The following is a 19280-nucleotide window of genomic DNA, read 5'->3' as shown; positions in this document are numbered from 1 at the left end:
CAGAAAAAACCGTGTTCCACCACCTTGTTGAGGGGCCGGAAAGGAGCGGCCGTGGGAGAGGCCTAAAAGTTAGCGTGGCGCTTCCAGAACCATCATTCGGTACCGTTGCCTTTACCGGCGAAACACCGTGAGAATGGGCAAGCCGTCCACCTCAACGGCATGAACGGGCGTGTCATAAGTGGCTTCGTAAGGCGCCGGATGCCAGCGATACATGCCCAGAAAATACTGTGCCTGGTGGTGGGGCACCAATCGAACCCGCGCCTGGTCGGCGGCGGGTAGCAGGAGCAAATTATTGCCGATAAAATCCTTGCTGTAAAGCGTGTCGCTGAGGGTAATGGTCATCCGCTTATCATTCGCCAACACCCACGCCAGGCCGTGCACGGTAGAAATGCCCCAGTAGTCGCGCTCGAACAGCTGCCCGGCCACCGGCCCCGGCAGAAAGCTGAAATACGCGTACTGATGCGGATGGTCGGCCACCTGGCGCACGGCAGTGTGCGCCACCCCTGCGGCCAACAGTACCCCCGCAAGCTGCCCCAGCCGCCGCCGTGCCGAGCCCGGTGCCGCCGCCTGGTAGGCTTGTACCCCGGCCCACAAGCCCCGCACGGCCAGCAGCACGAAGGCCGGATATATAAAGTAGACGTGCCGCCACCCATCGTACACCACCGACTGAATAGCCACAATCAGCACCAGCGGCCCCACGCACCACGCCCCGAACAGCAGGTCGCGCCGGCCCGCCGTGCGCCGCAGAAAGGCCACCGGCCGCCGGAAAAAGCCCCGCAATACTGCGCCGGCCCCACCCAGAAAAAGCAGGCTGTACACCACTGGCGTCGTCACCAGCAGCCACACCGCGAGGTAGTGCCAGGGCAGCCGCTGGCAGGATTCCATCTGGCCCAGGTAGAACACCTGCATGGTTTGGCGGTAGCGCCGGTAGCTGCCGAAACATTCCCAGAGCCGTTGCAGCGGGGCTTCCCACAGATACGGCCAGAACAGCACCACCAAAGGGCCCGTCGCCGCCGAATAAAGAGCCAGCGTGCGCACCAGGGCCGGCCGCCGCACCGGCCGCGCCCACCACTCCAGTGCGCCAAAGCCCAGCGTGAGCACCGGTAGCAGCAGCCCCATAATGCGGACATCGGTGGCCAGAGCCGTCACCAGGGCATGGACTACGGCCCGTCCTGCTGTGGGGCGCCGCAACAGCCGCGTGAGGGTGTAGCCGCCCAGCACGAACAGGTTCATGAACACCAAATCCTTGTAGTTGTAGAAGGCCTCGGCGAAGATGCGCGGCGACAGCACCAGAATTCCGGCCGCTACCAGCCCCCATTTCCAGCTAGCGAATCGGGCCGAAGCCAGGCGAAATATGGCCCAGGTTCCGAGCACAAAAGTGCCGAACACGAGGAAGTGCCGCAGCCAGTAGGCGCGTTGTAAGTCATGGCGCGAAAAAATGGCTTCCATCACCGCCATGGGCAGTTGAAAGGCCACACCGTGGTCGGCGTCGCGGTAGGTGCGCAACACGGGCCAGCCGGTCAGATAAGGGCTTTGGGGCACGTAGGGCGCCAGGCGCTGGGCCACGTACTGCAGGCTGACGTAGCCGGCCTCCCGCTCGGCGGGCTCGTCCCAACTCATGCCGTAGTCGGGGGTGAGCAGCAGCCCCAGCAGCAGTAAACCACCAAAAAACAGCGTTACGGCTATTCGGCGCGTTGTTACGGCGGTTCTAATTCGTTGCATGCTGGCCCAAGGTTGGGGCCAAAGGTACTGCGCGGCCGAAGCGGCCGTCGCCGGTTTTCATGCCCTGGGCCGTGAAGTGGGCCAGCGCCATGATGGTGAGCATGGGGTTGACGCCGCTGCAGGCCGGAAACGCCGAGCCATCGGCCACGAAGAGCCCTTGCACTTCCACGGTCTCGCCATTGAGCTTGAGCGGGTGCGTGGCCGCGTCGCCGCCCATGCGGCAGGTGCTCATCTGGTGGGCGCTGTAGAGGCCGAACTGGTTGGGCTTCCAGCCCAGGTGCGGCAGCTTGTCGAGCACTTCCGGGTTTTGCAGCGTGCCGTCGTGGGCATGCAGGACGGGCAGCGTGCCGTGGGGCAGGTACACGGCGGTGGCGCCGGCCGCCACGTGAATCTGCGCCGCGGCGCGCACGCCTTCCAGCATGTTGGCGCGGTCAAAGTCCGATAGGGTGTAGTCAATCAGGGCGGCGCCGTGCTTGTCGAGGCTCACGCGGCCGCCGTCGCGGTCCCGCGTCAGCACAATGAATGAGCCCAAGTGGTCGGCGTCGCGCAGCAGCTCGTGGTGCTGCCGGCCCGAGAGCCAGGGCAGCACCATGCTCAGCAAGCCGGGGTGGGTGGGCGGCGTTTCGAGCTTAGCACCGAAGTTGGTGCCGTGCAGCATGGTGAAGTTGTCGTTCACTACGCTCATGCTCGGGCCGTGCCAGGAGTTCATGGGGTGCGGGTAGCGGGCGCCCACCACCACGGTGGGGTGCAGGTGCAGGTGGCGGCCCAGGTGCGGGTGCTTCAGGCCGGAGCGCAGCAGCAGGGCGGGCGTCTGAATGGCGCCGCCGGCCACCACCACGCGCCGGGCGCGCACCGAAATGCGGATTTGGCGGCCGTCTTCGGTGGTGTGCACGGCTTCGGCACCGGTGGCGCGGCCCTGGGCAATGGTCACGCGGTCCACCTTGGTATCGGCCAGAATGCGGGCGCCGTGCTCGAAGGCCGTGAGCAAGTACGTATTCAGGGTGCCTTGCTTGATGCCGTGGCCATCGCCGAGGGTGCTGTAGCCCAGGCTACGAAAGTGGCTGTCCGAATCCGTAAGGCCTTTTTCGTTGCGCGGAATCAGCTTCACTTCCTGGCCCAGCTTGGTCGAGCCGTCCCACAAGGCCTGGTTCTGGCCGTTGTGGCGGGTGTAGTTGGTGTTCACCCCAATAGTGCGGGCCACGGCGTTAATGCTTTCCTTGAACTCCGGCGTGGTGAAATGGGGCGCATCGTGCTCGCGGGCCCATTCCTGCAGCACGTAGTCGGGGGTGCGGAAGGCGCCGGCCCAGTTCACGGTGGTGCCGCCGCCCAGGCAGGAACCCGCCAGAATTCCGATGCTGCCATCCTGGGTGCTCAGCGCGCCTTTGGCATCATACAGCTTGCCCAGCATGTCCACTTCGCGCTGGGTGAAGTCGCAGCCGTGGCAGTAGGGGCCTTTTTCCAGCACCAGCACGTCGTAGCCGGCCTGGGCCAGCTCGCTGGCTACCACGCCGCCGCCCGCGCCGCTCCCAATCACCAGCACGTCGCAGTCGTACTCCGTGTTCTGCTCGGGCCGCAGGGTATGGATGGGCTTGGGCGTGTCCACGGGTTTCTCGTCGGGGCCGGGGTAGCCCAAATGGCCCCAGGCGGCGGGCACCTCGGCCATGCTACCGCCGTAGTAGAGCAGCGTGCACAGCTTGCGCACCGCCTGAAACCCCTTGCGCAGCTGCGGCACGTTGGAGGTGGCCCAGCTCTGCAGCAGCTGCTCGCGCTGCTCGGGCGCCAGCTTGCGGAACGGCTTCAGCGGCCCAAACCAGGTGAGGCCCAAAATGGGCTTTTGCATGAGGTCGAGCAGCTGGCCAAATTCGGCCTGCGCGCCCAGCGGCTGCTCCTGAATGGCGGCTTCCAGCTTCTCCAGGTTCACGCCCAGCGAGCCGGCCGGGCTGCCATCGGGCATCGCCGGAATAATAGTATCGGCAAGGGCGTGCAGAACGGCAGAGCGGTCGGGGGTTAGCGTAAACATAAGGCGGGAAATTTGAGGGCTAAAAGGTAGCGATTTTTCCGCAAAGTGTTAGGCGTGCCGAGTAGTTTTGGGGTGGGAGGGTAGGAACGCGCTTACACCAGTTGCCCCTGTAAGCGGCGGGCGGCGGTGTGGATGCCCTGGGCCACGCACGCCGCCGTGCCCTGCGCCGCCATCCAGGCCGTCAGAAACCCGGCCCAAAAGGCATCACCGGCTCCCGTAGCATCCTGCACCTCCACGGGCGGCGCCGTTAAGTGCTGCCAGTCCTCGCTACCGCTGCGGTACCACACGCCGGCGGCCCCGCAGGTGAGGCAAAGTACCCGCGCCGGCACGTCGTGCAGAAAGGCTTTGGCGGCCGAAACCGTAGCCGGCACGCTCGCAAAGCGGGCCACGTCATCGAGGCTTACCTTCAGCAGGGGCTGACGCGCCAGTACTTGCTGCCAGACGGCCGCCGCATTATCGTTGCGCCGCCAGATGGGCGCGGCATAATTCCAATCGACGGACACCTGCCGGCCCAGCATTGCGGCCTGGGCTAGGGCGGCGAGGATGTGGCCCTGGGCGGGCTGCCGGCTGAGGGCAAAAGCCGTGGTGTGCACCACCGCCGCTTCGGCAATCAGTTCGGGCGGCACGGGTGGCAAAAACCGGTCGGCGCTACGGTAGGGGATGAATGTGGGCGTGGCGTGGCTGCGGCCCACCACAATAAGGCTAGTGGCGCGGTCGGGCAGCCGGGCAATGTGAGCGGTGCTAAGGCCCGCGGCGGCCAGGGCGCGCACCAGCATGTCGCCCAGGCCGTCCTGGCCCACGGCGGCCACCAGTTGGGCGTTGCCGCCGCACTGCCGCACGAAGCGGCACAGGTTGGCCGGGCTGCCCCCGGCCAGCGCCCGGAGCGTGGTAACCTGCGAGAGGTCGCCCACAAAATCCGTGGTCAGGATATCAACCAGCGCTTCCCCGATGGCCAGCAGGTGGCCTTGGTAAGCGGCGGGGGGCGCAGAAGCCGAGTGCAGGAGCGGATGCATAGCGGAGAAGCAAAAGGTATATCAGAAGCACAGCCGAAGCCCGGCGGCGTGGGCGGCGGCCAGCACGCTGCCGGCCGCGCTCCAGGCGCAGGCGGGTACGCCAATGGGCGCCTGCGTGCGGCCGTGCAGGTTTTCGTAGAAGCCCCAGACGGCCGGGTCGGTGGGGTGGCGGCGGTTGGCGGCGGTCAGGCGCCGGCTCACTTCGCCGGCCAGGTCGGGTGCGGCCTGCTGGTAGAGGGCGGCCGCCAGCCAGCCGTTCCATACCGGCCAGAGGCCGCCGTTGTGAAACTCGTGGGGGCGGTTGCGGAACCCGTAGGCATAGTTGTCGCGCAGCTCGGCCATCAGTGTGTCCGCATCGGTAATGGTAGGAGCGAAGGCGGGCAGCAGCCCCGGCCGGGTGGCCAGCTCCTGCCGCAAGTGCCCGCACAGCACCGCCGTTTGGGCGGGCGTACCCAGGCCCAGCAGCAGCGCCAGGGCATTGGCCGCCAGGTCGAACTGCCCGTACACGCGGGCCGGGTTGAAGCCCATGAGCCAGAAGCCGGTAGGGGCCGCCCGCAGCTGGTGCCGCAGGTTGGGCGCGTAAAGGCCGGCCGCGTCCAGCCGGGCCGGGTCGTTCCAATAGTTGCGGGCCAGCACCGCCCGAATAGTGGCAGCCTGCGCCCGCCAGGCGGGGCGGAGGTAGCAGCCGGCGGCCAGCTCCAGCGCCCACACCCGCAGCAATTGGTCGTAGAGCACATAGCCATGCTGCACGTACTCGTCGGCCCAATTGCCGCTTTGCGGCACATACACCAAGTGCTTGCCATTGAATTCCCAGGCATTGAGCACCTGAAAGGCCCGTTCCACCTGCGGTTGGTAGGCCGCCGCAAAAGCGGCCCCGTCCGGAGCCAGGCGGGCGTAGTGCAGCAGCCCGATTATGGCCCAGCTCACGTTATCGACCCGCCCGCAGTTGCCGCCGTAGCTGGCCTGCCCGGTGGCGGGGTCCACGTTGGAAGGGAAAAAGCCGGTGGGGTGCTGGTGGGCGAAAATGGTAAATAGCGTGTCCCGGAACGTGGCAATGAGGGCCGGCTCGCCGCTCAGCAGCGCGGCCAGGCCCGTGATAACCCCGTCGCGGGTCCAGACGCGCTGGTAGTTGCTCACGTCCTGCCCGCTCGCCACGAAACCGGCCGGTGTGCGGGCGGCGTGCAGCAGGGCCAGGGCCGGGGAGGAGGCGTCGGGGTGGGACATGGTTATTGGTTGCCAGGTGGTAGTTGTTGGTTGTTAGTGCAAATCCGAGGTGCGTGCACACAGATTCCGAAACTGCTTTAGTTGCCAGCGCTGGTTTCGTTCGCTTCGGCGGCGGGTAGTTGCCCCGGAGTTCTGATGAGCAGCACCGCGGCCGCCGCGGCCAGAAATAAAGCGCCGGCCAGGCGAATGACATTTTCGGGGCGGGAGGCCAACAGGTTGGTGTAAATCCAGGAAAAGGTGAGCGTCTGCAAGAGCATGGGCACCACGATGAAGAGGTTGAAAATGCCCATGTAAACCCCGGTGCGGGCCTTGGGAATGCCGCTGGCCAGTAGGCCGTAGGTGGTGCCCATCATGCTGGCCCAGCCAATGCCCAGGCCCAGCATGGGCGCCAGCAGCAGCCGCGGGTCGTGCAGGCCGGGCAGGGCCAGCAGGCCCAGGCCAGCCAAAGCCAGGCTGCCCAGGTGCACGGCTTTGGCCCCCACCCGCCGCACCAGCACCGCCAGCACAAAGGCGCTCAGAAACGTGACGATGTTGTAGGTGCCGTTCACCTGGCCGGTCAGCAGCTGGGCCTGGGCAAAGCCGTCGGACTGCTGGTCGGCGGTGTTGAAAATGGTGCGGGCCAGGCAGAGCGTAATGTACTGCCAGTAGCAAAAGATGCCATACCAGTTAAAAAACATCATCAGTCCCATCTGCCGCATCACCGGGGGCATGTGGCGCAGGGCGCTGCCAATTTCGCGCAGCGTAGCGCCCACGCCCCCCGGCGCGGCCCGAATAGCGGCCACCGCCGCCGCATCCAGCGGCTGCTCGCGCACCTTCAGCACCGAGTACAGAATGGCCCCGATGCTGACGGCCGCCCCAATGAAAAAGGCCGCGTAGGTGGTGTACGGGATGTTGTTGGCGCTCCGGGCCGTGGCGCTCAGCAAGCCCAGGTACACCAGCACCGAGGGCGTGAAATTGGCCAGCGTGATGCCCAGGCCCGTGAAAAAGCTCTGGGTCAGAAAGCCCGTGGGCACCTGTGCCGGTGGCAGCTGGTCGCTCACGAAGGCCCGGTAGGGCTCCATCGTCACGTTGTTGGCCGCGTCCAGAATCCAGAGCAGGCTGGCCGCCATCCACACGGCCGAGCTAAAGGGCATGGCCAGCAGGCAGATGCTGCAAACCAGCGCCCCACCCAAAAAATACGGCGTGCGCCGCCCCCAGCGGCTGGTGGTTCGGTCGCTAAAGGCTCCTACCAGCGGCTGCACCAGCAGGCCCGTCAGCGGCCCGGCCAGCCACAGGTAGGGCAGCTTATCGGCATCGGCCCCCAAATAGGAATAAATGGGGCTCATGTTGGTTTGCTGCAAGCCGAAGCTGTACTGCAAGCCAAAAAAGCCCACGTTCATGTTCAAGATGTGCCAGAAGGACAGCGCCGGTCGGGCCCGCGCGGCCGGGGTGCTCAGCGTAGAGGAAGAAGCCATGCGGGTGGGATTTTGGAGGATGCGTCGGGTGCGATGGGAAGAGAGCGTGATACTGTAAGTTTCTGGCTCGCGGCCCGTTTACCCCACCCCCTAGCCCCCTCCCCTCCGGGAGAGGGGGAACTAGATTTATAGTATTAGTCTCTATATACTAGACTTTTAAAGCTAATTCTAGTTCCCCCTCTCCCGGAGGGGAGGGGGTTAGGGGGTGGGGTGAACGGCCCGTCACCACCAATGCCGCCCGCCGCCCCTTGCAGAGGGCCACGGGCGGCGGGCAGTCGGTTTGTCCCACCGCACCTTCTGCCAGTTGCGGGGCCGAGGGCTAAAACCGGTAGCCAACGGCCACCGTGGCGCTACGGCCCGGAATGGGCCGGGCGTAGAAATATTGGCTGTTCACACTCGTCAGACCCGTGCGCGGGTCACCCTCGGTCAGCCCAATGGTGTTGAAAACATTATTCATATTAACCGCGAACTGGAACTGCTTGTAGGCGTAGTTCAGGTCGGCGTTGAACTGGCCGAAGGCGGGCAGCTCCTGCTGGTTGCCGGGGTTGGTGAAGCGCTTGCCGAAGTACTGCAACGTGCCGCCCAGCTCCAGGCCCTTGGCCACCGTCACCTCGGGGCGCAGGGTGAAGTAGAATTTGGGGATGCGCTCAATCTGCTTGCCGTTGAAGTCGTTGCGCACATCGGGCGCCCCGTCGCCGTTGGTGTCCTGGTTATACACGTAGTCCTGGTACTGCAAATCCTGCAGGGTGGCGTTGAAAATCAGGCGCAGCGGCTTCAAATCGAAGGTTGATTCCAGCTCGCCGCCGAAAGCGCGGGTATTGTAGGTGAGGTTGATGGAGGTGAAGCCGCCACGGCCATCGGCCACGAGGTCCGAAAACTCAATGTCGCGGAAGCGGCTGTAAAACGCCGTGGCAAACACCGACATCCGGCCCGTGCGCAGCTTGGCCCCCAGCTCGGCCTGGTTCACGCGGTCGGGCTTGGAGCCGGCCGGCACGCCGGTGCTCGTGGCCGTGGTACCCCCAAAGGCGTAGGTTCGGTCGTTCTGGGCGCGGTAGCCCTCGCTGAAACGGCCGAACACGGCCGCACTTTCGGTCAGCTTGTAATTGATGCCGGCCGAGTACGAGAGCTTGTTGTAGCTGTAATCGAAGGGGATATCGTTCTTGCTGCCGTAGCTCACGCCCCTCTCCGCCCGGTTAATCGTGCCGTCGCCGTTCACGTCGTAGTCATACTTCTTATCGGCCTCAGTGAAGCCGTTGGTGCGGCCCATGTCGTAGCGCAGGCCGGCCTCGATGGAGAGCGCTGCCACCGGCTTAAACTCCACGTTGGCATACGGCGCGTTGATGCGCGTGGAGGCCGAATAGTTGCGGTAGAGTGAGCCGAACTGCGAGTAGCCGTTGGTGGTGAGCGACTGGCCCGTGGTGTTGTCCACCAGGTTCAGCGTGCGGGTGTTGTCCGACACGTTCACCAGCAGGTTGTGCCACCACCACACGGCCGCCACGGTGTTCTGGTTGAAGTAGTAGCCGCCCGTCACCGTGAATTTATCGGCAAACGACTTGCTGGCTTCCAACTTGCCCGAGAAGTTTTGCAGCGGGTTGTCCACGTTCCACCAGCCGTACTGGGCCACCAGGCCGTTGCCGCCCAGGCCGGCCAGGTCGCCGGTGCGCAGGGGCTGCCCGGCCCCAAAGCCGCGGGCGTAGCTGTAGGTATAGTTGGTGAGGCCGAAGCGGGTGCGGGCGTATTCGTCGGCTGGCAGCGGGTTGCCATCGGCGGCAAAAATGGCGTTGAAATGGCCCTTGATGTCGGCGTTGCGCAGCGAGGCCCGCACGTTCCAGCCGTCGCCCAGCTCGAAGCCGGCCTCGGCCCCAAACGCCGTTACGTTGGGGTTCATACCCCGGTCGAGCCGCTCGTTTACTTCGCTGCCGAAGGGCGTGCTCACGTTCAGGTTCATCAGCTCCACGCTTTGCAGGGTGCCAAAGTTGGGGTCGAAGCCCGGAATGCCTTTGGCCTTGGGGTCGCCTTGCAGGGGAATGGGCAGGTAGCTCACGGCCCGGTCGTTTAGGTACTTGGCATACACCCGCACGTAGCCTTTGTCGAAGGTGGCCGTCATGTTGGCTTTGAGCTGCCCGCCGTTGTTGGCGGTGAAGCCCGGCGAGCGCACGCCGTCGTCGGTGCGGTAAAAGCCGCCGACGTGGAATTTGAGTCGGTCGCTGAGCGGGCCGCCAAACTCCAGGTCCGTGCGCTTGTGGTCGAAGGTGAGGCCGATGGTTTGGCGCACGCTGCCCTCCAGGGTGCTGCCGCCGGTTTTGCTAATCAGGTTGATGATACCGGCCGGCGCGTTGCTGGTGAGCACCGAAGCCGTGCCGCCGCGCACTGCTTCCACGCGCCCAATGGTGTTGTCGAGGCGCACAAAAATATCAGAGTTGGCAAACATCAAATCGCCGTATTCGAGCACCGGCAGACCGTCTTCCTGAAACTGCACGTAGCGCGAGCCGCCCGACGAGGGCAGGCCCCGCGCAAATACGTTGCCGTTGCCCTCGCCCCCTGAGCTTTCGGCGTAGAATCCCGGAATCACCTTCACCAAATCGGTGGTCGTGAGTGGGGCAAAACGCTGGATTTCGCGCGGCGAAAGTGTCGTAATAGCCACGCTCGACTCCAGCTTGGAGCGCGGGTTGGCCACGCCCGTCACCACCACGTCGGAGAGCGAAAGCACGTCGGCCAGCAGGGTCACGTCCTGGTTCACGGCCGTGGTGCCGCTCACCGTCACGGCCACTTCGCGGCGCACATACCCGATGGAGGAAACCACCACTTGGTAGCTGCCCGGCGCTTGGGCCGGCAGCTCGTACCGACCGGTAGCATCGGTGGCCGTGCCGGTGGTGGTGCCTTTCAGCAGCACGGTGGCCCCAATCACCGGACTCCCGTTTGCCTCCGTCACGCTACCCGCAATGGGGGCCTGGGCCTGAGCCTGCTGCCACCCGCTCAGCAGCAACAGCAAAAAGCCAAAAAACCGTAGAATATTCTTCATGATTGTGGGAATTTTGAAAGTGAGAAAGCCGTAATGATGGCGTAAAGATTGAGTCAAAGAAATGGCTATTACAAGCCTAAGTAGTTGAAATACAGAAGAAATTTTACCGAAATCGGTTACGTAACCGATTTCGGAAGCACATTTATTTTTGCGCCTAATCAGCCGCGCGCTGCCACCGGGGCCCGGCGAGTAACTTTGGCCCTCCCGGCAACCAAGGCCGGCCCACCCGCCCTATGAAGCGCGCCACCCTTCGCGACATTGCCCGGGAGCTGGGCGTCACCGTCGCCACCGTTTCCCGGGCCCTCAAGGATTATCCCGACATCAGCCTGGCCACCAAGCAGGCCGTGCTGGCCACCGCCGAACGCCTCAACTACACCCCCAACCCGCTGGCCGTGAAGCTGCGCCAGCAGGCCTACAAGGTGGTGGGCGTGGTGGTGCCCGACATCGTACACCCGTTTTTCTCCGACGTCATCAGCGGCATTGTGGACGTGGTGGAGGAGCTGGGCTACCACGTTATTCTGAGCCAGAGCAACGAGAGCTACGAGAAGGAAATCCGCGTGACGCAGATGCTGCACGCCACCGGCGTGGACGGCCTGCTGGTGTGTTTGAGCAACGAAACCGTGGCCGTGGACCACCTGCGGGCCTTGCAGGACTACGACCTGCCCGTGGTACTCTTCGACAAAACCAGCGCGGAGCTGGCGGCCAGCAGCGTGGTTACCAACGACTTCCAGGGGGCTTACGATGCCACGGCCCACCTGCTCGACCAGGGCTACACCCGCGTGGCCCACATCAAAGGCCCCACCCACCCCGAAAATACCCGGCAGCGCTTCGCTGGCTACCAGGCCGCCCTCACCGCCTACGGCCTGCCCTTCCGCCCCGAGTACGTGGCCGAGTGCCAGGCCGTGACGCACGCCGAGGGCGCAGCCTTCGCCCAGCAGTTCATGCGCCTGCCCGAGCCGCCCGACGCCATTTTCGCCGTTTCCGACTCCGTGGCCATCGGGGCCATCACCGCCCTCAAGGAAATGGGCCGCCGCGTACCCGAAGACGTGGCCGTTATCGGCTTCAGCGACTGGGCCGTATGTGAGCTGCTGACCCCTAGCGTGAGCTCGGTAGCGCAGCCCGCCTACGCCATTGGGCGGCGGGCCAGCGAGCTGCTGCTGCGCGAAATCCAACAGCTGCGCGACGAGCAGCCCGTGGAGCACAGCCGCGTGGTGCTGGACGCCGTGCTGAAGGTCCGGGCTTCGTCGCAACGGCCAGAATCAAACCCAGAATAACTGCTTGCTTTCCCTTTTCTAAGCTCATGCCTGCCCTCATCAAAACGCCCGAAACCACCCACCGCATCTATTTCCAGGACTGCGACATGCTGGGGCACCTCAACAACTCCCGCTACCTCGACTACTTCCTCAATGCCCGCGAAGACCACACCACGGCGCATTATTCGCTGAACATGGGCGAGCTGGCCCGTGAGCAAAGCGCGGCCTGGGTGGTCACCAAGCACCATATCAGCTACCTCAAGCCGGCACGGCAGGGGACGGAAGTACGCATTTCCAGCCAGCTCATCCACTTCGACAACTCCAATCTGGTGCTGGAAATGCAGATGCGCGACGAAACTGGCACGCGCCTGCTGGCCCTGCTGTGGTCGGAGCTGACCTTCGTGACCATGCCCGCCGGCACCCGCACCGACCACGCCAACGCCATGATGGACCTGCTGGAGCAGCTCGATGTGGACGGCATAGACTACGACCCCGACGGCTTCGACGAGCGGGTGAAAACCGTGCGCCAGGAGCTGAAAAAAGCGCGTAAAGAGGTTGAGTAGGTAGCTGCCGTTACGCAGATAGCACGAGCTGTTTTCATCGCAGAAGGCGCAGAAGGTTTCGCAGAAAACAAAACCACTTCTGCGGCCTTTCTGCGAAATCTTCTGCGCCTCCTGCGGTGAAGTACGGTAGGGGCAAACTTCGCCCGCGCCAGGCGCTTAGCGCTGCGGCCAGGTGTTGTCCGGCTCGGTGGCATCCATGAAAACGCCCTGCTGCAAGGTCACCGATTTCACGGCTTTGGGCAGCGCGATGGTGGCCTGCTTCTGGTTGGCCTGCCAGATGGCGGGCGACTGGTGCAGGGTGGCCGTGGTGCCGTCGGTGTAGGTCACGGCCACATCGAAAGGAATGGCGAAGCCGCCCACGTTTTGTACCGTGACGGTGCTGCCGCTGGCCGTCACAGCCAAATCAATGTAGTTGTTGGTGAAAAACCAGTTCTGGAAAAACCAGTTCAGATTCTGCCCCGAAGTGGTGCTGAATGAGTTGAAATAATCCCACGGAATGGGGTGCTTGCCGTGCCAGTCGGCCATGAATGCGTGTAGGCACTTCTTGAATAGCGCATCGCCGAGCATGTCTTTCAGGGCGAAGTAGCTGAGCGAAGGCTTGCCGTAGGCATTGTTGCCGTAGCCGGCGCGCAGCTCGCTGCTGGGCGTGATGATGGGCAGGTCCTGGGCCGAGTTGCGGTCGTTTATCCAACGGTTGACCCGGAATTTTTTGTAGAATTCATCGGCGTAGGCCGCCCCGTTCTGGCTGGTGTTGATGAGGCGCTCGAACGTGGTGGCCCAGCCCTCGTCCATGTAGGCGAAACGGCTTTCGTTGATGCCCATGTAGAAAGGGAAGTAAGTGTGCACGATTTCGTGGTCCTGCACAAACTGCCCAAATTTGGGGTCCTCCTGGGGGCTGTCGTTCAGCATCATCGGGTATTCCATGTCGGCAAAACCCTGAAATGCCGTCATTTTGGGAAAAGGATACGCCACGCCGGGCCAGTTTTTGGGGTCCGAAAACCAGCCCAGCGCGTACTGCCCAAACTTCACCGACTGGTGAAAATTGGCCGTGGAATCGGCAAACGCGGCCTGCATGCTGGCCCGGCGCTTGGTGCGGGCGTCCACCATCACACTGGCCGCGTCCCACACATAGCCGCTGCTCAGGCCCACCGTCATATCGGAAATGTCATTAGCCGTCCACACCCAGGTATTGGTAGCGTTTTGGGCGGTAATGGACTTTTTAGCCAGGTCGGCGGCAGTGGCCACGTGAATGACTTTGTCGCTGGTGAAAGACTGCTTGAGGCGCTTGGCGGCGGCCTTTTGCAGCACCTGGTCGGGGTTTTGGAGGGTGCCGGTGGCCCACACTATGTAGTTGGCGGGCACCTGCACGCTGAGGCGGTAGTCGTTGAAATCGTTGTAGAACTCCTTGCTGTCCACAAATGGCAGTCGGTCCCAGCCGGCGTAGTCGTCGTACACGGCCACGCGGGGGTAGAAGTAGGCCAGGAAGAACGTATTGGGGTCGATAACGCCCTCCCGGCCACTCTCCAGCGACAGCGGGAAGTGCCAGGCAATGGTGAACTTGACCGAGTCGCGGGGTGCGAGCGGCTTGCCCAACGGCAGGCTGCGGGCGGTGCCGCCATCGGCAAAAGGTGCCGGCCGGCCCAGGCCGTTCACCGCAAACGTGTCGATGACGAGGCCGGAGGTGAGGTAGTCGGGGCTGGCGTCGCCGTCGCGGGCCGCGCCGGGCCGGTGAATGTTCATGGTCAGGCGCATCACCACCTGCCGCAGCGTGTCGGGGCTGTTGTTGAAGTACGTAATGGTTTCGCGGCCCCGAATGTCGCGAGCCGGCGGGGCGGCCTGCACCGTGATGTCGTAGCGGGCGCGGTTTTGCCAGTACTTAGGGCTGGGGCGGCCGTCGGGGCTGCGGGTGCCTCGGTCGTAGGCCCGCTGAATGTCGCGGGGCATGTACAGCGTTTGGGCCGCGGCCGGAAGCAGCGAGCCGGCCAGCAGCAGGGCAAGGAGAATTCGAATCATAGGAGCAACAGACGTACGGGCAGCTATTGGCGCTGCTTTGCAGGCGCAAAAGTAGCCCGGCGCTACCGGCTGCCGCTCCATTCGGAGGGCCGCCGCTACAAAATCACCTCCACCCAGCCCTTGAACTTGCGGCCATCGGTATAAGTGACGAGGTAGTAGTACACGCCGCCCGCTCCGCCGCCGCCCCAGCTAAAGTTGCGCTCGGGCGACTGGTACACGCGCTGGCCCCAGCGGGTGAAAATCTGGATGCCGGCAAACCGGCGGTCGCAGAAGTCGGGCGGCAGGTCGGGCATGCTCAGGAAGTCGTTTTTGTTGTCGTTGTTGGGCGTAATGATGTTGGGCGGCCGGAAGGCCACGGTGTCTTCCAGGGGCACTACTTCGAAGCGTACCAGGCGTTCCTGGTTGCGGGGCGTGCAAGGCCCGGCCTCGGTGAGGCGGAACCGGACGAGCAGGCCGTCGGGCGTGACGTTGGCGCAGGTGGCATCCCAGACGAAGGTGGCATCGGCCCGGCCGGCCCCGTTCTGGGCCGTGAAGCTCATGCCCTGGGCCGCGAGGCCGAAGCCTTGGGCGTCGGCAGTCAGGGCCAGCGGGTTGCCGTCGGCGTCGGTGCCGGCCAGGGTGGCCGTGTAGCGGGTGCCCACGGGCACGCGAACAACCACGGGCCCGGCCGGGGCCGGCGGGCTGGGCGCGGGCGGAAAGCTGGTAGTGAGTAAGGGCGGGACGTTGGGCGGCTGCGTGGCAATGAAGGCCACCCGCACGGTGTCGCGCCGGGGCAGGCTGCAGCCGTTATCAGCCACGATAACATCGACCAGGAAAACCCGGCCCTCCGAATCGGCGCACTCGGGAAAGCACAGCGTGGCGCTGAGGGTGTCGGGGGCACCGGCCGCGCGCACCGTGCCCGTGCGGCTGGTGGTGAAGGTGGGACCGTTGGTGCTGAAGTTGACCGGGCGGGTGCTCAGCGTGAGGCGGGAGTTGGGGTCGGGGTCGGTGAAGCGGATGCTGAGGCAGCGGTTGCCACCGGGCACCAGGCGCAGGGTGTCGCGGCCCGGCACGTAGGCTGTGGGGCTGCCGGGGTTATTCACCAGCAGCTGGGGCGTGGCGTTAGTGGGGCAGAGGATGACCTTCAGCTGAAAGTCGCGGCGAGTTTCGCCGATTTTCCGGCCGGCGCGGTATTCCGAGCAGCGCACCCCAAACACGAACAGACCCTGCTCGGCGGGCTGCACCGTGAGGCGGCCGGTGCGGGCGTTGATGCGCAGGGACTGCAGGCCCACAATCTGGTTTTCGGTATCGAAACCGGGCTTCCAGATGATGGGGGCATAGGGGGCCGGGCTCACCTGGGGCAGCGAGGGGAACTGCACCGACGTGCTGCCGTTGAGGGGTGTCACCATGTCGTAGGCCAGGGAATCCCCGTCGGAGTCATCGCCGCCAAAATCGTAGTAAAAAACCTCGTTGCGGCAGGCGTAGTCGCTAAGCGGCGGAAAGATGCGGGGCGTGGAATCGATGAATGCTACGCCGTTGCGCACCACGGCCGGAAACTCCAGGTAGAAGGCCTGGGCGGCAGCTTCGGGGGCCACAATGTTGCTAATGTCACTGTTGCGGCAACAGCGCTCTACGGCCACGTAGTAGCCGTCGGGGCTGTTGTAGGTGCCGGGGGTTAGCACCAGGTCGCGGGTGTACACCAGCTTGCGGGTGCGCAGCGAACCCACCGCGCAGGCCGGGTCGGTGTAGTTCACAAACGTGTTGGACACGAGCGGCAGGACAATGTTGCCGAGGCGCTGGTTATTATTTTTAGCAAAAATGCCGGCCGAAATCTCCCGGTCGAGGGCGCCGGGGTCGCCTTTCACGTCGTCGAAATAGAGGTTGAGGCGGAGCGTGTAATTGTTGCCATTGCGGTGCTGCAACTCCAGCTCGCCGCCCACCAGGTGCGTGGCCGAGGCCCTCAGCGGGGCCAGCCCGGCCAGCAGCAGCAATACCCATCCAGTAGAAAAGAGCACGCGTAAAAATCGATTCATAGCTCGGAAGATACTTGAAAAATAAAATCTGGGCGTCCTCATTTCGCCCCGTCGCCCAACCAACGGCCGCTGAGAGCGTAAAACAAGGAGGCCGGGCATATCCCCGGCCTTTCCTTTCAATACCCCCTACCAATGAGCATTTTCAGCAGCGACAAACTCAAAGGCAAAAAAATTGCCATCATTGCCACCGACGGCTTCGAGCAGTCGGAGCTTGAAGAACCGAAGAAGTACCTGGAAGGCGAGGGCGCCGAAACGCACGTTATTTCCCTCAAAAGCGGCTCCATTAAGGGCTGGGACGGCCCGGCCAAAGACTGGGGCAGCAAAGTAGACGTGGACAAAGTGATTGGCGACGCCAAGCCCGCCGACTACGACGCCCTGGTGCTGCCCGGCGGCCAGATGAACCCCGATATCCTGCGCATGGACAAAGACGTGGTAGCCTTCGTGCGGGAGTTTTCCGGTATGAGCAAGGTCGTAGCCGCCGTCTGCCACGGTCCCTGGCTGCTGGTAGAAGCCGATGTGGTGCGCGGCAAGCGCGTCACGAGCTGGCCCAGCCTCCAAACCGACCTGCGCAACGCCGGCGCCCACTGGGAAGACGCGGAAGTGGTGTGCGACCACGGCCTCATCACCAGCCGCAAGCCCGAAGATTTGCCCGCCTTCAACAAGAAAATTGTGGAAGAAATGCTGGAGCCCCAGCACGGCGGCAATAGCTAGCAAGGTTAAGCGGTGAGCCATAAACTTTGAGCTACAGGCTGCAAGCCTTGCTTTTGATTAGCAGTTGGTTGCCAGTTATTCAGTGTGCGTTTGCTTTTGTACCACCGCTTAATTCCTGGCTATTCTGAAGCCAATAAAAAAGCCCTTCTCAGTCCAGAGAAGGGCTTTTTTGTTGGCTTCAGAATGGCTACTTCTGACCCGCGATGAAGGCGCGGATGTCGGCCGGGGCATCCAGGGAAATGGGCGGAGGCGACATGCCGGCCGCAATGGCGCTGGTGATTTGCAGGGCGTGGTTCAGGCCGGCGTAGTGAATTTCAGCCACGCGGGGGTTGCGGCGCAGACCTTTTTTCAGCAGGGCCAGATTTAGTGGGGCATTCATTTCCGCATCCTCGTCGCCCTGTAGCAGCAGCACCGGGCACTGCACCTGCGCCAGTGCGAGCTGGGGGTCGAAGCCCAGGAAGTTGCGGTATGCCGGCGTGGTGAGCGTATGCACGGTGGCCTGCACATCGGCCGGGGCAATATTCGGGTAGCGTTGGCGCATCATATTGCTCAAAATGGCTTGAGCCTGGCTGTTGTCGGGGGTTTGGCGCACAATTTCGAGCATGTCCCGCTGGTGCTTGAGGCTGCTTTCTGCATCGCGGCGCATGGCCGCCTTCTGGCGGAGGTGCTGCTGGTCGAGGTAGGTTTGCACCTGCGCGGCATTGGAGCCGTGGGCGCGCAGCTTCTCGGCTTCGACCAGCGCCACCGCTTGCTCCTGCCGGTACTTGCGCCGGCGCTGCACATCGGTCGAGTCATCGCCTAGTACTTTGCCATACATAATGGGTTGGCTGGCAAGGAGTTCGCGGCCGGGAAGGCCGGCGGCGGCCAACGCCACCACAAAGCTGGGGGCCAGCGGCTGCGCGCCCGCCAGCAGGGCCACGTTGCCGCCTTCGCCGTGGCCGATGAGGCCCAAACGGGTGACATCGAGCTGCGGCCGGGTGCGCAAGTAGTTGAGGGCCGCAATGGCGTCGGCCGACCGCTCCGCAAGCGTGGTGGTGGCAATCGAGCCGCCGGAGCCGCCCTGGCCGCGTTCGTGCAGGCGCAGCACGGCGATACCCTGATTGACGAGATAATCGGCCAGACTACCCAGCAGCTGGTTGCTGCCCGAGTTGGGGTCGCTGAGGTCGGCGCCGCGCTCGGCCAGCAACACCACGGCCGGAAATGGGCCGCCGCCCTTGGGCAAGCGCAGCGTGCCATTGAGGCGAACACCTCCGGCGGGAGACGTAACCGCCACGGCTTCAACACGGTCGAACGCATCGGCTTGCGCCCGGAAGGTGCCGGCAAGCAGCAGGTAGCAGGAAACGAGGACGGCGAGGAACTGGCGCATGGATAAGATAATCAGGAGCAAAGCGAAACCACTTCCGGTTGTTGGAGACAGCGAGAAGTGATGGTCAAAATTCGTTTGTTCCGGATGCGCTTTCCGGTTTATTATTTGAAATAGAAGTTTTTGCCGGCTTACGAACGGGTGCAATTCAAATTGTCGCTAGGCCTCTCTTGCGGGATTGAAGGGTTCAATTTGCTGTCGCACCAGTTGCCATCGGTTACTCATGGCGCAGACGCGCAGGGTCAAGACGCGTTGGGCGCCGTTTTTGCCCCAGCGTTGGCCCGCCCGCTTCATGCGGCGTTGCATCACCGTGCGGTGGGCGGCCTCAATGGCACCCGAGCCAATCAACAAGCCGCGTTTGCGGTAGGCTTTGTAATCCATCCGGTCGCGGTTGGCTTCGAGGTAAGCACAGACCGATTCGCACAGGGCCGGGGCGATGGCGAGCTGCTTTAGATGGGCTAAGACATGGTCTAATTTACTGTCCAGCAGTAGCTTGCGTTGTTCTTTAAACCAGCCGGAAGCCGCTTTTCCGCTCCCCCAACACGCCTTGCCGGCCTGGCCAATGTGTTCCATGGCATGGTAGAAGTCCAAAATCAGCGTGGCCCGGGGACAGGTTTTTTCGATGAACTGGCGCAGCCAAATGGCCCCGTCGCTGATAAAAACCAGGTCGCGCCCCTGGTCTTTGTAGGGGGCGAGTTGCGCCGCAAATTTGTCCCCAAACGCGGCTGCCGTCCCCAGATGGCCCACAAAAATCGACGCGGCAATGTGCCCGCCGCGCTCCTCGACCACGCTCGTTTGCAAGGCCGTCGCGGCAAAAATGCGGCCCAACTTGGCTTCCTTGTACCCCTCGTCGGTGAGCAGCATCGCCCCGTCGGCCTGCGCATAGACGATGCCCGCTGGGGCGGCTTCA

Annotated in this window: 12 protein-coding genes and 1 pseudogene; 3 read left to right on the top strand and 10 right to left on the bottom strand. The window is 63.8% G+C overall.

What is annotated here, in order from left to right:
• Positions 1-111: 111 nt before the first annotated feature.
• The 6 genes from GM79_RS21545 to GM79_RS21520 all read right to left on the bottom strand — a co-directional run bounded on the left by GM79_RS21545 (position 112) and on the right by GM79_RS21520 (position 10455).
• Positions 112-1722 (bottom strand): hypothetical protein, encoded by a 1611-nt coding sequence (locus GM79_RS21545; RefSeq protein ID WP_035567967.1) that lies wholly within the window; start codon positions 1720-1722, stop codon positions 112-114.
• A complete protein-coding gene (locus GM79_RS21540; protein WP_035567966.1) occupies positions 1709-3742 on the bottom strand; it encodes an FAD-dependent oxidoreductase in 2034 nt (677 codons plus the stop codon). Before GM79_RS21540 ends, GM79_RS21545 begins: the two co-directional genes overlap by 14 nt.
• 92 nt (positions 3743-3834) lie before the next feature.
• On the bottom strand, positions 3835-4755 hold the full coding sequence (locus GM79_RS21535; protein ID WP_051719172.1) for a carbohydrate kinase family protein: 921 nt from the start codon (positions 4753-4755) through the stop codon (positions 3835-3837).
• A 21-nt stretch (positions 4756-4776) separates the two neighbouring features.
• Complete coding sequence (locus GM79_RS21530) at positions 4777-5979, bottom strand: hypothetical protein (RefSeq protein ID WP_051719171.1); 1203 nt, start codon at positions 5977-5979, stop codon at positions 4777-4779.
• Between the two features lie 77 nt (positions 5980-6056).
• Positions 6057-7433, bottom strand: a complete 1377-nt coding sequence (locus GM79_RS21525; protein WP_051719170.1) for an MFS transporter — start codon at positions 7431-7433, stop codon at positions 6057-6059.
• Between the two features lie 319 nt (positions 7434-7752).
• Positions 7753-10455 (bottom strand): TonB-dependent receptor, encoded by a 2703-nt coding sequence (locus GM79_RS21520; RefSeq protein ID WP_035567965.1) that lies wholly within the window; start codon positions 10453-10455, stop codon positions 7753-7755.
• Positions 10456-10688: 233 nt separating this feature from the next.
• On the opposite strand from GM79_RS21520, the gene GM79_RS21515 reads away from it, so the two are divergent.
• The gene (locus GM79_RS21515) at positions 10689-11729 is read left to right on the top strand and encodes a LacI family DNA-binding transcriptional regulator (RefSeq protein WP_035567964.1); all 1041 of its coding nucleotides are present in this window, start codon (positions 10689-10691) and stop codon (positions 11727-11729) included.
• Positions 11730-11755: 26 nt separating this feature from the next.
• Complete coding sequence (locus GM79_RS21510; protein ID WP_035567963.1) at positions 11756-12271, top strand: acyl-CoA thioesterase; 516 nt, start codon at positions 11756-11758, stop codon at positions 12269-12271.
• 156 nt (positions 12272-12427) lie between these two features.
• Here GM79_RS21510 and GM79_RS21505 read toward each other — a convergent pair whose 3' ends face one another.
• Both GM79_RS21505 and GM79_RS23450 read right to left on the bottom strand, forming a co-directional pair.
• Complete coding sequence (locus tag GM79_RS21505; RefSeq protein ID WP_035567962.1) at positions 12428-14284, bottom strand: M1 family metallopeptidase; 1857 nt, start codon at positions 14282-14284, stop codon at positions 12428-12430.
• A 95-nt stretch (positions 14285-14379) separates the two neighbouring features.
• Positions 14380-16296 (bottom strand): gliding motility-associated C-terminal domain-containing protein, encoded by a 1917-nt coding sequence (locus GM79_RS23450; RefSeq protein ID WP_152560135.1) that lies wholly within the window; start codon positions 16294-16296, stop codon positions 14380-14382.
• Positions 16297-16428: 132 nt separating this feature from the next.
• Here GM79_RS23450 and GM79_RS21495 point away from each other — a divergent pair, with 132 nt between their 5' ends.
• Positions 16429-17007 carry a type 1 glutamine amidotransferase domain-containing protein gene (locus tag GM79_RS21495; RefSeq protein WP_035567961.1) on the top strand — a complete coding sequence of 193 codons (579 nt, stop codon included), beginning with the start codon at positions 16429-16431 and terminating at the stop codon, positions 17005-17007.
• Positions 17008-17194: 187 nt separating this feature from the next.
• Here the strand turns inward: GM79_RS21495 and GM79_RS21490 are convergent, their stop codons facing one another.
• Entirely contained in the window at positions 17195-18373 is a 1179-nt protein-coding gene (locus GM79_RS21490) for an alpha/beta hydrolase family protein (protein WP_035567960.1), read from the bottom strand.
• Positions 18374-18529: 156 nt separating this feature from the next.
• Positions 18530-19280, bottom strand: a pseudogene (locus GM79_RS25655) (ISLre2 family transposase); the annotation flags it as partial.

It is taken from the genome of Hymenobacter sp. IS2118, assembly GCF_000715495.1.
Classification (GTDB): domain Bacteria; phylum Bacteroidota; class Bacteroidia; order Cytophagales; family Hymenobacteraceae; genus Hymenobacter.
The sequence above is the reverse complement of the archived record's forward strand: the minus strand, read 5'-3'. Positions and strand labels throughout refer to the sequence as shown.